15 protein-coding genes and 1 tRNA gene are annotated in these 15610 nt (G+C 49.5%); 3 read left to right on the top strand and 13 right to left on the bottom strand.

All coding sequences use genetic code 11. The features are described 5' to 3' along the window. The first annotated feature begins 101 nt into the window (after window positions 1–101). Entirely contained in the window at window positions 102–971 is an 870-nt protein-coding gene (locus SOW26_RS03775; protein ID WP_154476727.1) for a permease, read from the top strand. A gap of 587 nt (window positions 972–1558) precedes the next feature. Here the strand turns inward: SOW26_RS03775 and SOW26_RS03780 are convergent. The 8 genes from SOW26_RS03780 to SOW26_RS03810 all read right to left on the bottom strand — a co-directional run bounded on the left by SOW26_RS03780 (window position 1559) and on the right by SOW26_RS03810 (window position 7660). Then, window positions 1559–2029 carry a glycine/sarcosine/betaine reductase component B subunit gene (locus tag SOW26_RS03780; protein ID WP_154476728.1) on the bottom strand — a complete coding sequence of 157 codons (471 nt, stop codon included), beginning with the start codon at window positions 2027–2029 and terminating at the stop codon, window positions 1559–1561. A gap of 12 nt (window positions 2030–2041) precedes the next feature. Further along, window positions 2042–2809: a proline reductase cluster protein PrdD gene (prdD, locus tag SOW26_RS03785; protein ID WP_276958767.1), complete on the bottom strand. Its 768-nt coding sequence runs from the start codon at window positions 2807–2809 to the stop codon at window positions 2042–2044. 104 nt (window positions 2810–2913) lie between these two features. Beyond that, window positions 2914–3159: a hypothetical protein gene (locus SOW26_RS09750; RefSeq protein ID WP_465244899.1), complete on the bottom strand. Its 246-nt coding sequence runs from the start codon at window positions 3157–3159 to the stop codon at window positions 2914–2916. Window positions 3160–3186: 27 nt separating this feature from the next. Continuing rightward, a complete protein-coding gene (locus tag SOW26_RS09755; protein ID WP_465244900.1) occupies window positions 3187–3639 on the bottom strand; it encodes a glycine/sarcosine/betaine reductase selenoprotein B family protein in 453 nt (150 codons plus the stop codon). A gap of 2 nt (window positions 3640–3641) precedes the next feature. Then, window positions 3642–3926: a CBO2463/CBO2479 domain-containing protein gene (locus SOW26_RS03795; protein ID WP_154476730.1), complete on the bottom strand. Its 285-nt coding sequence runs from the start codon at window positions 3924–3926 to the stop codon at window positions 3642–3644. A gap of 15 nt (window positions 3927–3941) precedes the next feature. Beyond that, a complete protein-coding gene (gene prdA, locus SOW26_RS03800; protein WP_276958765.1) occupies window positions 3942–5795 on the bottom strand; it encodes a D-proline reductase (dithiol) proprotein PrdA in 1854 nt (617 codons plus the stop codon). Window positions 5796–5933: 138 nt separating this feature from the next. Continuing rightward, window positions 5934–7262, bottom strand: a complete 1329-nt coding sequence (gene prdC, locus SOW26_RS03805; RefSeq protein ID WP_276958763.1) for a proline reductase-associated electron transfer protein PrdC — start codon at window positions 7260–7262, stop codon at window positions 5934–5936. A 300-nt stretch (window positions 7263–7562) separates the two neighbouring features. Then, a tRNA-Sec gene (locus tag SOW26_RS03810) sits at window positions 7563–7660 on the bottom strand. A 303-nt stretch (window positions 7661–7963) separates the two neighbouring features. On the opposite strand from SOW26_RS03810, the gene SOW26_RS03815 reads away from it, so the two are divergent. Then, window positions 7964–8998 (top strand): proline racemase family protein, encoded by a 1035-nt coding sequence (locus tag SOW26_RS03815; RefSeq protein ID WP_154476733.1) that lies wholly within the window; start codon window positions 7964–7966, stop codon window positions 8996–8998. A 175-nt stretch (window positions 8999–9173) separates the two neighbouring features. Continuing rightward, a complete protein-coding gene (locus SOW26_RS03820; protein WP_154476734.1) occupies window positions 9174–9761 on the top strand; it encodes a TetR/AcrR family transcriptional regulator in 588 nt (195 codons plus the stop codon). A 205-nt stretch (window positions 9762–9966) separates the two neighbouring features. On the opposite strand, the gene SOW26_RS03825 is transcribed toward SOW26_RS03820, so the two are convergent. Genes SOW26_RS03825 through selA form a run of 5 tightly spaced genes read right to left on the bottom strand, consistent with a single transcriptional unit; the run spans window position 9967 to window position 15605 of the window. Next, a complete protein-coding gene (locus tag SOW26_RS03825) occupies window positions 9967–10203 on the bottom strand; it encodes a putative Se/S carrier protein (protein WP_276958761.1) in 237 nt (78 codons plus the stop codon). Next, a complete protein-coding gene (locus SOW26_RS03830; protein ID WP_320651911.1) occupies window positions 10200–11345 on the bottom strand; it encodes an aminotransferase class V-fold PLP-dependent enzyme in 1146 nt (381 codons plus the stop codon). Before SOW26_RS03830 ends, SOW26_RS03825 begins: the two co-directional genes overlap by 4 nt. A gap of 11 nt (window positions 11346–11356) precedes the next feature. Then, window positions 11357–12259, bottom strand: coding sequence for a selenium metabolism-associated LysR family transcriptional regulator (locus SOW26_RS03835; RefSeq protein WP_276959345.1), 903 nt, complete (start codon window positions 12257–12259; stop codon window positions 11357–11359). Continuing rightward, window positions 12256–14172 (bottom strand): selenocysteine-specific translation elongation factor, encoded by a 1917-nt coding sequence (selB, locus tag SOW26_RS03840; RefSeq protein ID WP_320651912.1) that lies wholly within the window; start codon window positions 14170–14172, stop codon window positions 12256–12258. The genes SOW26_RS03835 and selB overlap by 4 nt, the downstream gene beginning before the upstream one ends. Further along, window positions 14169–15605 (bottom strand): L-seryl-tRNA(Sec) selenium transferase, encoded by a 1437-nt coding sequence (selA, locus tag SOW26_RS03845; RefSeq protein WP_276960035.1) that lies wholly within the window; start codon window positions 15603–15605, stop codon window positions 14169–14171. The genes selB and selA overlap by 4 nt, the downstream gene beginning before the upstream one ends. Window positions 15606–15610 lie beyond the last annotated feature (5 nt).

The following is a 15610-nucleotide window of genomic DNA, read 5'->3' on the forward strand; positions in this document are numbered from 1 at the left end:
AGTATTTTTTTTAACAATGAGCGCGGCAAATCGGGGTGTCGCCTCCGTTAACTTAGTAGTTCTGTTAGCATCAGCAAAAATTTAATCTGGAGGGATGAATTATGAACGTTGTAGCAATTATTCGTATCGTACTTATTGTGTTCACGTTAGCATCGTTACTTTATTTTGTGAAGGATTTACTTGCTCACAAAGAAGACCTGAAAGGCAAACACTGGGTTGCTCTTGCCATCATCGGTCTCTACTCCAACTTCCTTGATACGTGGGGCATCGGAAGTTACGCAACCACACAGGCAGGATTTAAATTCACCAAATCCACCAATGATGAGACGATCCCCGGAACCCTGAATATCGGAGATACCTTCCCCGTTGCTCTGGAGGCGATCCTCTTCCTTGGATTTGTGGATATCGATCCTCTGACACTGGTTCTTATGCTGGCAGCCGCTACACTCGGCGCCGTGATCGGAGCAGGCATTGTATGTAAGTGGAATCTGAAGGTAGTTCGTTATGCTTTGGGTATTGGTCTGATCATTCTGGCTATCGTGCTGTTCTGCAAGAACTCCGGCTTCGGACCTTTCGGTCTGGTAGGAACCGCTACCGGGTTGACCGGAATCAAGCTGGTAATCGGTGTTGTGATCAACTTCTTCCTTGGCGCATTGATGATGATCGGTGTTGGTCTCTATGCTCCGTGTATGGCGCTGGTATCCGCACTGGGAATGAATGTAGGAACCGCTTTCCCAATCATGATGGGATCCTGTGCATTCCTGATGAACGCAGCTTGCTTCAAGTTTATCAAAGAAGGAAAGTATGACAGAAAGGCAGCTCTTGCGCTTGCAATATTCGGTTGTATCGGTGTTACCCTGGCTTACGTCCTGCTGAAGTACGCAATCGACATGAAGATGCTGACCTACGTTGTTTGTGTCGTTATGATCATCACTTCTCTGATGTTCTTCAAGGACGCAAGAAACAGCTAATTTTACATACGAGCATTTTAGGGAGGCGAGATTTATCTCGTCTCCTTTTTCTATGCCCCCGCTCCATTCAAACAGCCGGGAGTCCGAATTCAAAACGTTTCTTTTTCGCTCTTCTTTGTGGATATTTTATCACACCAACGCACCAATCTGTTAACATGTAAAAGTACACAATTTCCTTTCAAAAACATCAAGAGAATTTATTCATTTTACCAAAGTTATTTCTCTTTCTTTTCTTTCGTTGACAGTTCTCTTTTAAAGTGCTATATTGTTTTCAACTTAAACGCACACACTGTAAGTAAGGGCTTTAAGTGAAGGATTTCCATCCTACTTTTTATGGAAGAAAAGGTTTTCTTCCATATCGTGAATCGGTTGTAATTGCAGTTACGCTTTTGCCGGTCATTTCCCCAAGTGGCCTTGCGTACGGCGTACTCAATTCATATATACTATCTCAGTTTGAGAAGCATTCCCCAGCTTTGTATATAAGACAAAACTGCAATGCAACAAAACCTCTCAATGACATACCAAGAAAGAGCACGGCATCCCCTTGCCGTGCTCTTTCTTCGTCCACTTTTTCTTGTTTGCATTTCTTATCTCTCGTTCTGTCTCATTTTCAGTTTCAAGAGAGCCGTCGCTTTTCTACAGTCCAGAGTCACCATGTTGTTTTCTCCCACCACATTGGTCTCCACTCCTTCTGCACTTTTATTGATATCTACAATTCCGTCCAGGTAATCATTTACCACAACAAACTGCGCTACCGTACCGCTGAAATTCAGCCCGGTCACCGGAATCCCACGGATTCCCAACTGTTCACAGGTATTGGTGTAGTCCACGTCGCTGTTGCCCCAGCCATCCGAGGACAGGATCACTCCGTCCGCTCTCATGGCCTCTGCCCATACGGCAGTTCTGGTTCCCACCAGCATTTTTTCTTCATTGCCATCCGGCGTTCCCACGATCACGATCCCCATCAGATCCAGATCGGTATCTGCTGCCACAACCTCTAAAAGAGGGTCTCTGAAATGATGCAGCGATGTTTCCTTTGTCGATGGTCCTATTCCCATATTTTCCCTCCTTTACTGCATGGAACGGATAATTCCGTCACGATACTCGTTTGGCGTGATCAAGATCGGCATGTTCCCCATATCTATAATGGAGCGCCCGCCTTCCACTCCTGAAGGCTCCTTGGAAAACAGGTGGGTATCATACATCGCCCCCTGTCCCGCAACCTGCCTTACGATCAGGACTCTCTTCTTGCCCGGGCGTACCACATCATGGTATTCATGCCTTTCCGTGCATTTTTCTCCCTTAAATTTTTTCAGCTTATCCCGATATCTCTGAATAAATTTGTCACACGCCCTATGCGCCGCAGTCGGACCCGGGCGCTCCTGCCCCATGCCGGATGTCAGCGTTACGTCAAAGGAAATGATATAATCGTTGTCCCCCGGTGTTCCGGCTCTGTTTAAATACAACTGCTCCTTTAAATTCCCTTCTGAAGATCCGAACTCGTGGCACTGCTTTCCATCCACGTCTACTCCTGTCAGCATCACATATACGCCTGTAACTGTATGCGTAATCCCTTCTCCCAGTTTTCCCAGAACCTTGGTCGAGATGGGAATAATATCCATAATCGTATTGGTCCATCTGTCATGTTCGCCCGGCTTGATCAGCTGGATGTCTATCTTTTCAATAAACTCTTCTGAAGCTGCCAGTTCTTCTGCAAGCTCATTGCTTACCGTCATTTTCCCGTCTACTGTGATATCATCGGATTCCCCCCATACCACTTCGTTCATATGGAAGGCTTTGATCACAAGTCGTCTTAAATCTTTCACTTCATCTGCCATCTTTTCTACCCCCAATAAGGTTTTTCCTTCTTAACAAGAACGGGCAGATGCCAAAACATCTGCCCGCTGCTTCCTGGACCCTTTCGGCCACTGATTCACTGCTATTAAACTTTCGCGATGTACTCGATCGGCAATGGAACGATCTTTCCTGGTGTCTGGATCTCTACCAGATTTTCCAGAGCCAGCTTCACGATCTGAGTCTGCTGCTCAGGATTGTTCGGAGCACCGGCATTTGCTCCCATCGGTACCAACGGCGCTACCGCACGCGGTGTACCTGTCTGACGAACTACCGGAGGAAGAGCTGCGATGATGATCGTCGGAATTCCAGCTTCTTCAATTGCTCTCTGCACCAATACTGCAGAGCGGTGGCAGGTTCCTCAGCCAGCTGTCAGAAGAACGCCGTCTACGCCTTCTTCTTTGAACATTGCTGCGATCGCCGGACCTGTCTCGTTTTTAAACTTCTCCTGGTTTCCGCCGCCGCCCATGAATCCCGCGTGAACCGGTGCGCAAGCTTTGATAAAGCCTTCTTTTGCCAGCTCATGGATTCTGTCGATCGGGAACATACAGTTGATGTCTTTGTTTACGTCTCCGTTGTCATATCCACCATGTGATACCATCAATTCGTTGGACGGCATCTCATCCGTAACTTTTCTCCAGGTAAAGTCACCTGCAAGGTTGAATCTCTCCTGGTCTTTATGATGCACACCTGCTGCTGTTGCAAGAGCGATTGTCATGTCCTTCAACTCTTTTGTAACAGGAGCCCATACAGACGGCGGAGTAATAGGAACGAATATCTCTGATTGCATTCCTTTAACTAATGTTAAACTCATTGTTATACCTCCTTATTATTCTGGTTCTGTTTCTGCATTTCTGCCTGACGCCTCTTATAAGTGTCCAGATTACTCACATATTTTTCATTGGCTTCGGGGCCAAGCTGCTCGATGAAACTCATGTTCCACGCAACCTCCTGTCCCACCTGAATCGGATAGTCCGTGATCAGCATCCGCATGGGAATCTTCAGATATCCCAGGCGTCCTTTCAGGTCGATGGCTACACTGCCGTCGTACACCTCCACTATGATACCTTCCATCCTGATAACCTTGTCGCCATACTTCATGTTTTTCACCTGTTCTTAGTCGTATTTTTCTTTTCTCTTCTGGCTCATCGGCAGGGACTGCTCATTTGCAACCAGCTCAAGCTTCTTTCCTGTAGCGTTTTCGATCAATTCTACGTTCGTAGATTTTACGTTCGGATTCCACTTCTTCTCAGCAGCTTTTACTTCTTCCTTGCCCATTGCATTCTTCAGCATCTGGATCGCACGAACTGCATCCTCATGGCACAATGTGTTGCAAGCCAGTACTTCGTTTTCGATACCGGACTCGGACTTGTTGTTGTCTACCATGTGAGTCATGTACTTGTTACCTACTACCAGAGCTCCCTGTACGGAACAGAAGGACATTCCCACTACCGGGATTCCACGCATACCGATCTGCTCATGGTGGCTTGCGAAGTCAATGTGGTTGTTTCCGAAACCTTCTGTTGTAACGAAAGCTCCGTCTACGTCAAGCATCTCGCACATCTGACCTACACGTCTGGATACATAGAACTTCTCCGCATTGATCTGCGGGCTTCCTACGAATACCACACCGCAAAGGTCGATTTCTTCGTCATGAAGCGCTTCCAGTACCAGAGGCTCTCTCCAGTAATGTCTGGACATTTCCTTGGATGCAGGTCCGATACAGGTCAGTGCATGGATACAACCATCCAGAACTTCCAACGGAGATACTGCTACCGGAACGTTTCCAAGGTCTACGTTCGGCTTTCCTCCCAGGATACCAACCGGCTCTACCGGAAGGATCAGGTTGTCGTGCATAGCTCCCTGTCCCATGATCTCTTTTACGATCACGACTTTTTTCTTTCCAGGTCTTCTGTACTGTTCAAATGTCTCGGTATCAACGATCAAGCTCTCATCCAGCTTCTTCAGAGCTTCTCTGATTTCCTGTGTGATCACGTCAGTTGCGGAGTGAGCTGCCAGCGGGCCCGGTCTCTCCATGTTGGTACCTTCTTTGATGGTTACCTGTGTCTTAATGAAGATCTCACCCTTTTCAGCTGCTCCCGGACGTCCCCACATCATGTTCTCATCCAGATATCCTTCGGAAGATCCGAACTCACCGATCTGAACGCCGTTTGCATCTGTACCTGTTACTACAACAACTACACCGTCAAGCACTCTGGTTGCTCCGGATCCCAGCTCGTCGTCGCCGTCTTTGGTAGCGATCGGCTGAATATCCATAACCGTCTCAGAATATGTATGATAGTTATCCGGTGTAATGATATCGATCTTCAGATCATAAACCAATTTCTGGGAATCGATTGCTTCCTGCTCGATTCCTTCACGGATGTAAAGGGTCGTTCCTTCGATCTTTGTCTCCGGTCCTCTCTTCACCTCTGTGATCTTAAAGTGCTTTCTGGTCAGGCTTCTGATCAGCTTCGGCTCCTGATCTGCTGCCGGCGCTGCTGCCGTTCCTGCTGCTGCCACAGGCGCTGCTACTGCTCCTGCTGCCGTTCCTGCTGCTCCAAGTCCTCCAACCGGGATCTCCAGGTTGATGTCCTTTCCTTCTCCAATGTGGATCTTCAGCATTCCGCCCGGTGCTGCTGTTGCTACCGGCGCTGCAGCGGGTGCTGCCGCCTCTTCTGCTACTTCCTCTGCCACTGCTTCTTCTGCAACAGTTGCAGCCTTTGCACCTTCTACCACGTCTGCAGTGATCGGTGTCAAAGAGTCACAGGTCTTTGTAAGCTTCGCTCCCAAAACCTGCTCGATGGTCAATGCTCCATCCAGATTCAGTAATCCTGAATCTACCAAATCATCAAAGATCGCGGGATCTTCCAGATTTGCAGCCTCAATTGTGATGCCAGCTTCCGCTCTGCAGCACAATACCGCAGGGTCATGAGCATGTTCTTTTGCTGTTTCAGCTGTAATTGACATATTGTTTCCCTCCTTGTTTCTTTTTGAATTCCCATTTGGGGTTCTTTTGATTATATATACAGCCACATGCAACCTACATACCTGGAATAAGGGATCGGGGGCCCCATTCTGTCACACGTGACGGTAATACCGCTTTTGTTATTTGCCGTTTGGCAACTGATCCACCTGTTTGGAGACTGTCAGCCTTCTGTAAAGCGCATGGCCGATGGTCCTCATGACATGGTCTGTCTGGTGGAAGGTCTTAAGCTTCATCTTCGGAGCAGATCCCATAACTGTGTTGGAACAGTCGGAGCAGTTTCCGATGATGATGTATTCTGCCTTATCCTTCTTAAACTGGAGACACTTCTGTGCCTGTCCCGGACAGTTCCCCGGGTTTTCGCACTTCAGCGGAGCGCCTTCTTTTGGCGAAACAGCCTGCTTGCAGGCTGCAATGGATACTACTTTTCCATTCATCTTCTCTGCCAGCTCATACATACGCTCGCCGCTTCCTCCACAGGCACAGACCAGAAGTCCTACATTGGCGCCGTGAAGATCCGGGAACTCTATGGTAACGATGATGCCGCCGGTGGTCTTTGTAATCGGCGCATCCAGCGTGGTGGATTTTCCTGTGAAAGGTCCGCCCATGATGATCTCTCCGTAAGGCTCTTCAATGCCGCCGGCTCTCTCGATCAGGTCGCCTACGCTGGTTCCTACCGGAACATCCAGGTATACGTGAGGCTCATTACCTCCGTTTAGCTTTCCGATCACCGTCAGATGTTTGGAGAAGCACGGCTTTCTCAGCTCGATGGCCTCTGCGATACGAAGCAGGGTCTCGCAGTTGATCACTACTGCATTGGCTGCTGACGGAAGCTGTGTGGGATCCAAAAGGATTCCCAGACATTCTCTGACTACCGCTCTTTCCTCTCCCATCGGATAGATGTCGGGAAGCAGATGGATGGTCAGGTTCTCTTCTTCCTTAATGGCTTTGCGGAGGATCTCTACCGCTTTTTCATTTTTCTTCTTGATCGCAATGATTCCCTTTGATGCATTGCAGATTTCCATACAGTACTTCAAACCGCGGATGGTAATGTCTGTCTGTTCCTCCAGCTGCACCATATTGTGGCGGAGTCCCGGCTCACATTCTGCCGCATTTACCAGTACATATCCGCCGTTCAGGTCCGTTCCGATCTTCACTCCTGTAGGAAATCCGGCTCCTCCCATTCCAACGACGCCCGCCGCCTTTACCATATCCAGCTTGCTGCCTTCTTCTATGGGAACAAACTCATCTTTTTGTTCCGCATCCGGTTTGATCACAATCCGATCTTCCAGCACTTCTTCTACCACTCCGTAAACACTGGAGAAGATGTTGGCTCCCAGTCCGGTAGGGGTAGCGATCAACGTTCCCTTTTTCACCTCGTCCCCAGCCTTAACGATGGGGGCACAAGGAGCTCCTACGTGCTGACGTAGTAAAATCTGTACATTTCCCATGATCTTTCTCTCCTTTTCTTTATAGTTGTCTTGCAGTCCGGCCCGCAGAAACGGATCCGGTCTGTAAACATAAGTAAAAAACGCATCATCTCTGTACGTTTACTTATCTTTTTCAAATGTGACAAATACAGCACTTTCCTTCTGACTCTCCCTGCTGTCCTCCCTGCAGGTCCCCTTCAAAGTCGTGCGTGCTGTAATCGTTGCTGTCTATGAGTGCGTCACTTATAATTTTTATCTATAATTGTCCGTTAATATTCTGTAGCAATTTCGCTATTTAATTAACGTGATTCGGGCATTTTTTGGCGAGGGCATGTGGGAATCGAACCCACCCAGGACGCTCCTAACGCCCTACACTAGTTTTGAAGACTAGGAGGCACACCAGTCACCCATCTACCCCCGTACATTGGTTTTATGCACAACAACTGTATCACACTTCCCCGGTCTTTTCAACCATTTTAACAGAATTTTATATATTTTTATATTCCCAAAAAACATTGACTTTTTCTGGCTTTTCGGTCATAATGCTATTAGAAAGATGAACAATTGACTAGAATGCGTTCTGATTGTTAATTTTATGTCGTTTTTTTGTTTCTTAAAAAAGACATGGTTGAAAAAATAACGGTCTTTCTCCATGTTTTTATACGATTCATAGATATTTTCTATGAACGAGAGGTAACCCTACATTATAAGGAGGTAGAATTATGGACTTGAAAGCAAATGTAAACTTTGAGCGTTTTGAAGCTGCATTACAGGTAGTGGACGCTCACACCGTTGGGGAATTCTGTCGTGTCGTGATCGGAGGGTTCCCGGAGCCAGAGGGAAACACCATGATCGAAAAGAAAAAATGGATGGAAGAAAACTACGATCATGTACGTACCGCTCTGATGTTTGAGCCAAGAGGACACCATGACATGTTCGGCGCTTTCCTTTGCAAGCCGGTCAGCCCGGAGGCAGACTTCGGCGTTATGTTCCTTGATACAGGCGGATATCTGAACATGTGCGGACACTGCACCATCGGCGCTGTGACCGTTGCCCTGGAAGCAGGTCTTCTGGAGTGCAAGGAGGGAGTGAACCAGGTAGTTCTGGAGGCCCCTGCCGGAATCATCCGTACAGAGGCAGTAGTAAAGGACGGCAAGGTAGAAAGCGTTACTTTGACAAACGTTCCTTCCTTCGTTTATAAAGAGAACTGCTCCGTTGTGGTAGACGGAAAAGAGATTCCATTTACCATTTCTTTCGGCGGAAGCTTCTTTGCACTGGTAGATACTACAAAGATCGGCTTCGATTCCATCGATCCCAAGACCGTTCCCGCACTGACAGACCTTGGTATGAAGATGATGGAGATCATCAACAAAGAGATTCCGGTACAGCATCCGCTTCTGGACATCACGACGGTAGACCTGGTAGAGTTCTACGGACCGACTCCAAATCCGGACAAGGCAACCATGAGAAACGTTGTTGTATTCGGTGAGCACATGGCTGACCGTTCTCCCTGCGGAACCGGAACCAGCGCAAAACTGGCTACCCTGCACAAATGGGGCGAGATCGGCGTAGGCGAAGAATTCATCTACGAAAGCTTTATCGGCAGCCTGTTCAAGGGCGTGATCAAAGAAACCACGAAAGTTGGCGACTTTGACGCTGTCGTTCCAATGATCACAGGATCCTGCTACCTGACAGGTGTGGCAACCTACCTGATCGATCCTACGGATCCATTGAAATATGGTTTCCAGGTAGGCTAGTCTTTGATCTATCAAAGTCAGATATTTTCTACAGAGCGGGCTTTCGCGAGCTCGCTCTTTTTGCAACAGCGGTAGGCCGACGCCTCAGAAGCTCTGAGACCCCGGCACCCGTTTACCCCCGGAGCTGCCTTTTGGCACTTCCGTTTATCCAGAATCCGATAGGAGGAGGTTTATCATGCCCCGAAAACGGCAATCCACCAAAAGCAGAATCGTAAAGGCCGCATGGAACCTGTTTTTCAAGAAAGGTTACGATAATACCACAGTTGAGGATATCATTGTCGCCTCCAAAACTTCCCGCGGTTCTTTCTATCACTATTTCAAAGGCAAGGAGTCTTTGCTGAATTCCATGTCCGATCTGTTTGACGACAAATACCGGGAGCTGGCTGCCGAAATGGATCCTTCTCTTTCTTGTTATGACAAGCTTCTGCTTTTAAATCATGAGCTGTTTTACATGATCGAGCATGACGTCAACCGGGAGCTTCTGGCTCTGCTTTATTCTTCCCAACTGGTGACCAAAGGCCAGATGTCCCTCAGTGACAAAAACCGGTTTTATTTTGAATGGGTTACACAGATCCTGGAAGAAGCGTTGGAAAAAAAGGAATTTGCAGCATCCTCTTCCGCAGAGGAGCTGATGCATTTATATGCCATGTACGAACGGGCGTTGCTTTACGACTGGGCTCTGGCCAAGGGAAGCTATTCCCTTTATCAGTACAGTGACAGGCTTCTGCCGCATCTTTTGGATACATTTATCACCGGAGTGTAGATGGATCTGAAACACGCATATTTGCTGCCGGGATGTACACGCATCTGCGGCGGCTCTTTTTTATGTCCTGCACGGCGCAGTTTTCCTGAAACCAAAAAAGTATGGAGCCTTCGCCTTTTCCGGCAGCAGCTCCATACCCATCTGGACTTCTTTATTTTGTATACCGTTTTCGCCTCTATCGTCGCGGAATAACCGAGCGGAAACCTTACACCATACATTCCTGAATGGCGCTCGCCTCGATTCCGGCCCGTTTCAGCCCTGCCTCGATCACGTCCTTCTGCTCCAGTTCCGTGCACCACGCAAGACCGCAGCCCGCCGAGATGGATCTGGGAACCGGGATGATACGCCCCGGCAGCCCTTCTTCCTTACACAGCTTTTCCATTCCCATGGCGTCTGCCGTTGTATAAAAGGTGACAACCAGCTTTCGTTCTTTCTTTCTCATTCTTCTTCCTCTTCTGCCAGCGTTCGTACCGCCTGTATTCCAAAATCTACTTCTTCTTCTGTATTTTCATGGGAAAAGCTGAAGCGGACCGCTCCCTGCTCTTTTGTCCCCAGAGCCTCATGCATCAAAGGCGCACAGTGTCCTCCTGCCCGGGTACAGATTCCAAACTCTGTCAGCAATGCGTCGCTTACGTCTGCCGAATCATAGTCTCCTATATTGAAGGTAACGATGGGACACCTGTTTTTGGTAGTGAAATCTCCGTATACCTTTATGCCCGGGATTTGTCTGATTCCCTCATAGAACCGCCACATCAGCGACTGCTCCCGTTCCCGGATCGTATGGATCCCTTCTTTTTCCAGATATCGGAGCGCCGCATTCAGCCCTGCGATCCCGTGTCCGTTCAGCGTCCCCGCTTCCAAAGCGGTGGGCATTTCTCCCGGATGCGTCCTGTCAAATGTCCGGATCCCGCTGCCCCCCACCTTCAGAGGCCGAATGGAGATCCCCTCCCGCACATACAGTCCTCCTGTCCCCTGCGGTCCCAAAAGACCTTTGTGTCCGGTAAAGCACAGCACGTCTATCTTCATTTCCTCCACGCAGATGGGAAATACTCCTGCCGTCTGAGAGGCATCTACGATCAGGCAAATCCCCCGTTCTCTTGCGATCTCTCCCACTTTCTGTATCTCTACATAATTTCCCGTCAGATTGGAGCCGTGGGTGCAGACGATCACTTTCGTATCTTCCCGGCAGGCCTCCTCAATCGCCGCCGGATCCAACACTCCGTTTTCCCTGCTGCGCACGATCGTCAGCTTTGCCCCTCTGCTTTCCATCAGATAAAGCGGACGAAGCACCGAGTTATGTTCCAGCTCCGTCGTGATCACATGATCTCCCGGTTTCACCAGCCCCTGGATCGCCAGATTCAGACTTTCCGTGGAATTGGCCGTAAATGCAATCTGCCTGGGATTCGTTCCTCCAAACAGCCGGCACAGACGTTCTCTGGTATCATACAGCAATCTGGATGCGCTCAAAGACGCCTCGTTGGCCCCTCTCCCGGCATTTCCCATAGAGGTCAATGCGTTTACTACAGCCTCCACCACTTCTTTCGGCTTTTTCATGGTAGTTGCCGCATTATCAAAATAGATCACTTTCCCACCTCCTAGATTCCATAGACTTCCCTGACCACCCCTACGAATCTCTCCGTAGCTTTTGTCATGGCTTTGTTCTTATTGTAGACCAGGTTGATGTCTCTTCCTCCGTTTTCTGTAGGAATGTGGAACACCAGCATTTTCCCGCTTTTTTCTTCCTCTTCCACCGCCAGCCTGGACAGAACCGAGATTCCCATCCCCTGCTGCACCGACTTTTTGATGGTTTCCTGGTTTTCAATGCTGGCGATCACCCGCATGGCTCCCACATCGACTCCTGCCGCCTTCAGCTGTTTTTCCGCCTCTTTTCTGGTGCCGGAACCTTCTTCCCGCATCAGGATATGTTCCTTCTGGATCCAGGAAATATCCGTCTCTTTTTCCTTAAGCTGTTGATACTTGGAAGTACAGGGGGTTACGATCACCAGCTCGTCCTTATAAAAGGGAATGTATTTGCAGTGCTTCTTTTCCAGCACCGTTCCTGTAAATCCCACATCCGCCGTCTGGTCGATGATCCGCATGACCACCTTGGCGCTGTCTGTTTCCATGATCTTGATCTGATCCTTGGGGTATTTCTCATTGAACCGGATCAAAATCTCCGGAAGCAGGTACTGGGCCGGAATGGTAGAAGCCGCAATGGTGATGCTGCGCTTTCCTTCTTTTTTCTCCGCACAGAACTTTTCTTCTATCTTTTTTTCCAGATCCACCATCTGTCTGGCGTACTTATACAAAGCCTGTCCATCCTCCGACAGGCTCACCTCTTTTGTGTTCCTGACAAAAAGCCGAACTGCCAATTCTTTTTCCAGAGCGGAAATATGCGCGCTGATGGTAGGCTGCGTCAAAAACAGTTCTTTTGCCGCCTTGGAAAAGCTTCCCCCTTCTGCAATTTGAACAAATGCCTCCAGCTGTTTTAAATTCATTGATATGCTGCCCTTTCACTTTCTGCCCCTGTTTTCTTGGTTACCTTGATTCCGTCCATATACTCCAGGATCGGCTTTGCACTTTTCCGACTGGTCCGGAACATATCTCTTACCTGCGCAATGGTGATCATCCTGTCCTCTTTCAGCTTTTCCAGGATCTTCTTTTTCGCTTCTTCCATCAGAGAAAACAGGGTGTAGAGATCTTCCATGACCTTTACCGCGTGCTTCTCCTCCAGAAGCACGCTTAAAATGTCATCCTGCACGGCAGGCTCCACTCCCGGCGCCTGGATCTCAGAATACCGCAGAAAATCATATCCCGCCCGTTCAAAGGTTTCCAGCAGGAACCGGGAAGTCTTTTCATAGAGCGCGTCCCGGCGGATCTCAAAGGTGGGACGGCTTACAAATTCGTCTTTTCGCTTCAGCACCTCATCTGCTTCCATCTGTTCGATCACTTTATCAAAGACGATGGGCTTCATCTGCTTGAAGCATGCCCCCTGAAGTTCCGCCTTCTTCATGCCATATCGGTAAGGATGCGCCTCCCCGTAGGCGTTTAGAAGCTCTTTGACCCGATCCTTCTGCGTCTGATAGTCCGCCCTGTGCCATACATAAACGTCCTTCCGCATGGGAAATGTCAGGATTTGTCCTGCCTCCTGTAGTTCTGCCAGATCCGTCTCCACCTCTTCCATAGATAAAGCCGTCACCTTGGCCAGCTCTGCCGCCGTGACCATGGTTTCTTTGTATTTTCTGATATGCAGCTCCAGGACATCCGCTGTTGATCCGGATTCCTTTCGCTTCAATTCCTCGATCACTTCCGTCTGAAAGCGCCTCTTGATCGTAGGATTCGGTTCCAAGATCACTCCACCCCCTATGGTTTCCATGGGAGAATAGAATCGTACCACAAACCGGTCTCCCCTTCTGACTGCCACTTCCTCTTCCAGACGAAGCTGCACATAGCCGCTTTCTCCCGGTCCGATTTCCTCTTTGTCCAGCAGCACCGCCCGGCAAAGGATCTCACTGGTTCCGGTGAACAGATGCAGCCTGGTGTGATTTGTCAAAACACGCATGGAGGAGGGAAGCACCTGCATACGTACATCCAGCAAGTCCGTATTTTTCATGCTGTTTTCCCGGGAAAGCACACAGCCCCGGTAGATCTCTTTCTTCTTCACGTTGGACAGATTGATGGCCACTCTCTGTCCGGCATAACAGGTAGCCTTATCCTCTCCGTGTACCTGAATGCTTCGGATCTTACAGCTTTTTCCTACCGGATACATTTCCAGCGTATCCTCTCTGGAAATAGCACCGGAGATCAGCGTCCCTGTAATCACCGTCCCAAATCCGGACAGGCTGAACGCCCGATCCACCGGAAGTCTGGGGATGGTAGAAACATCCTTTTCCCCGGATTTCTCCCGGGTAAGCTCCACGATCGTCTGTACCAGTTCCGGAAGCCCCTGTCCGGTAGCGGCCGAAACCCGGAGAATGGGGGCCTGCGCAAGAAAAGTGCCTTCCAGCTCTTCCCTCACCTCTTCTTCTACCAGCTCCAGCCATTCTTCCTCCACCAGGTCGCACTTGTTCAGCACGATGATACTCTTCTGGATCCCCAGAAGTCCCAGGATATCCACATGTTCCCTGGTCTGCGGCATCATTCCCTCGTCTGCCGATATCACCAGGAGTACCAGATCCATCCCTACTACCCCCGCCACCATGTTGTTGATAAACTTTTCATGGCCGGGAACGTCTATGATCCCCGCCCGGTCTCCATTGGGCAGATCAAAATACGTGAATCCCAGGTCTATGGTGATCCCTCTTCGCCTCTCCTCTTCCCACCTGTCGGTATTCCGTCCGGTCAGCGCCCGGATCAGAGTGGTCTTTCCATGATCGATGTGTCCTGCCGTCCCGATAATAATGTTATTCATCGTTCTTCTCCTAACTCTATCTCCGGTTCTTCTTCCAGTACCTTCAGCTGTGCCAACTGATCTGCGATCTCGGCAAACCATTTTCTTTCAATGGTTCTGACATCCAGCAGCAGCAGATTGTTTGCGATCCGGGGAATGACCGGTATCGGAAGATGACGCATCCGAGCCTCCAGCTGTGCTACCGTGATCTTCTCCGGTCTGACAGCCACCGCCACGCTGGGGATCCGCTCCAGAGGAAGCGACCCGCCCCCGATCTGGGATTCACAGTCCACAAGAAAAATCTCTGCCGGAAGCTTTTTAGCCCGCAGCATACGCCGGAGCGCCTTTGCTTCTTTTTCTATTTCTTCTTTCCTTGCCGTCATCATACGCAGCACCGGAATTCTTTGAACCGCTTTTTCTTCCGACAGGTATTCCTGTAATACCAGTTCCAGTGTCGCCGCCGTAAATTTGTCGATCCGCAGCGCTCTGGTCAGCGGGTTCTTTTTCATCTGATCAATGTAGGCTTTTTTTCCGACGATAATGCCGGCCTGTGCGCCGCCCAAAAGCTTATCGCCGCTGAAGCAGACTACGTCGGCTCCCTGCCGGACAGAATCCTGCACCGTCGGCTCATATTCCAGTCCGTATTTGCTCAGGTCGATCAAAACTCCGCTGCCCAGATCTTCGATTACCGGCAGCTGATATTCTTTTGCCAGCCTGGTCAGCTCTCCTACCTCTACCGTTTCTGTAAACCCTACGATCCGGTAGTTGCTGGTGTGTACCTTCAAAAACGCCTTCGTCTCCTCGGTCACGGCGTCTGCATAATCCTGATAGTGGGTCTTGTTGGTCGTTCCCACTTCTACAAGCCTTGCCCCACTTTGCTCCATCACATCCGGGATCCTGAATTTCCCGCCGATCTCTACCAGTTCTCCCCGGGAAACCACCACCTCTCCTCCTTTTGCCATGGAGCTGAGGATCAGCATCACCGCCGCCGCATTGTTGTTGACCGCCATGGCGCTTTCTGCCCCGGTGATCTTGCACAGCAGCTTTTCAAAATGTGAATACCGTTCCCCTCTTTTTCCTTCTTCCAGGTTGTATTCCAGGTTGGAATAGCCGGTGGCAATGGCTGACAGCCTTTCCATATGCCTGTCGCTGATGGGCGCCCGCCCCAGATTGGTATGCAGGATCGTCCCCGTTCCGTTGATCACCGGTTTCAGGTTGGGCTGGTGGACCTTTGCCACCTCCCTTTCGATCTCTGCCGGAAGCCGATCAAGCTTTCTTTCCGCCTGACTCTCCTCCTCACACGTTTTTATAAATTCTCTGATCTCATCCAGCTTCTTTTGTATGGCGGAAACCACCGTATCTCTGCTGTAATGCCGAATCATTCCCTGAATCTCCGCAGTTTCCAGAAGTACATCCACCTTGGGGATCCTGCGGAACCATTTTCTTTTGTCCATGTCTT

It is taken from the genome of Suipraeoptans intestinalis, assembly GCF_034091795.1.
Taxonomy (GTDB): Bacteria; Bacillota; Clostridia; order Lachnospirales; family Lachnospiraceae; genus Suipraeoptans; species Suipraeoptans intestinalis.

Bases quoted from the DNA above. Each gene is read 5' to 3' on its own strand.
- SOW26_RS03775 (WP_154476727.1), top strand. From the start codon at position 102: ATGAACGTTGTAGCAATTATTCGTATCGTACTTATTGTGTTCACGTTA.
- SOW26_RS03780 (WP_154476728.1), bottom strand. From the start codon at position 2,029: ATGGGAATAGGACCATCGACAAAGGAAACATCGCTGCATCATTTCAGA.
- prdD (WP_276958767.1), bottom strand. From the start codon at position 2,809: ATGGCAGATGAAGTGAAAGATTTAAGACGACTTGTGATCAAAGCCTTC.
- SOW26_RS09755 (WP_465244900.1), bottom strand. From the start codon at position 3,639: ATGAGTTTAACATTAGTTAAAGGAATGCAATCAGAGATATTCGTTCCT.
- SOW26_RS03795 (WP_154476730.1), bottom strand. From the start codon at position 3,926: ATGAAGTATGGCGACAAGGTTATCAGGATGGAAGGTATCATAGTGGAG.
- prdA (WP_276958765.1), bottom strand. From the start codon at position 5,795: ATGTCAATTACAGCTGAAACAGCAAAAGAACATGCTCATGACCCTGCG.
- prdC (WP_276958763.1), bottom strand. From the start codon at position 7,262: ATGGGAAATGTACAGATTTTACTACGTCAGCACGTAGGAGCTCCTTGT.
- SOW26_RS03815 (WP_154476733.1), top strand. From the start codon at position 7,964: ATGGACTTGAAAGCAAATGTAAACTTTGAGCGTTTTGAAGCTGCATTA.
- SOW26_RS03820 (WP_154476734.1), top strand. From the start codon at position 9,174: ATGCCCCGAAAACGGCAATCCACCAAAAGCAGAATCGTAAAGGCCGCA.
- SOW26_RS03825 (WP_276958761.1), bottom strand. From the start codon at position 10,203: ATGAGAAAGAAAGAACGAAAGCTGGTTGTCACCTTTTATACAACGGCA.
- SOW26_RS03835 (WP_276959345.1), bottom strand. From the start codon at position 12,259: ATGAATTTAAAACAGCTGGAGGCATTTGTTCAAATTGCAGAAGGGGGA.
- selB (WP_320651912.1), bottom strand. From the start codon at position 14,172: ATGAATAACATTATTATCGGGACGGCAGGACACATCGATCATGGAAAG.
- selA (WP_276960035.1), bottom strand. From the start codon at position 15,605: ATGGACAAAAGAAAATGGTTCCGCAGGATCCCCAAGGTGGATGTACTT.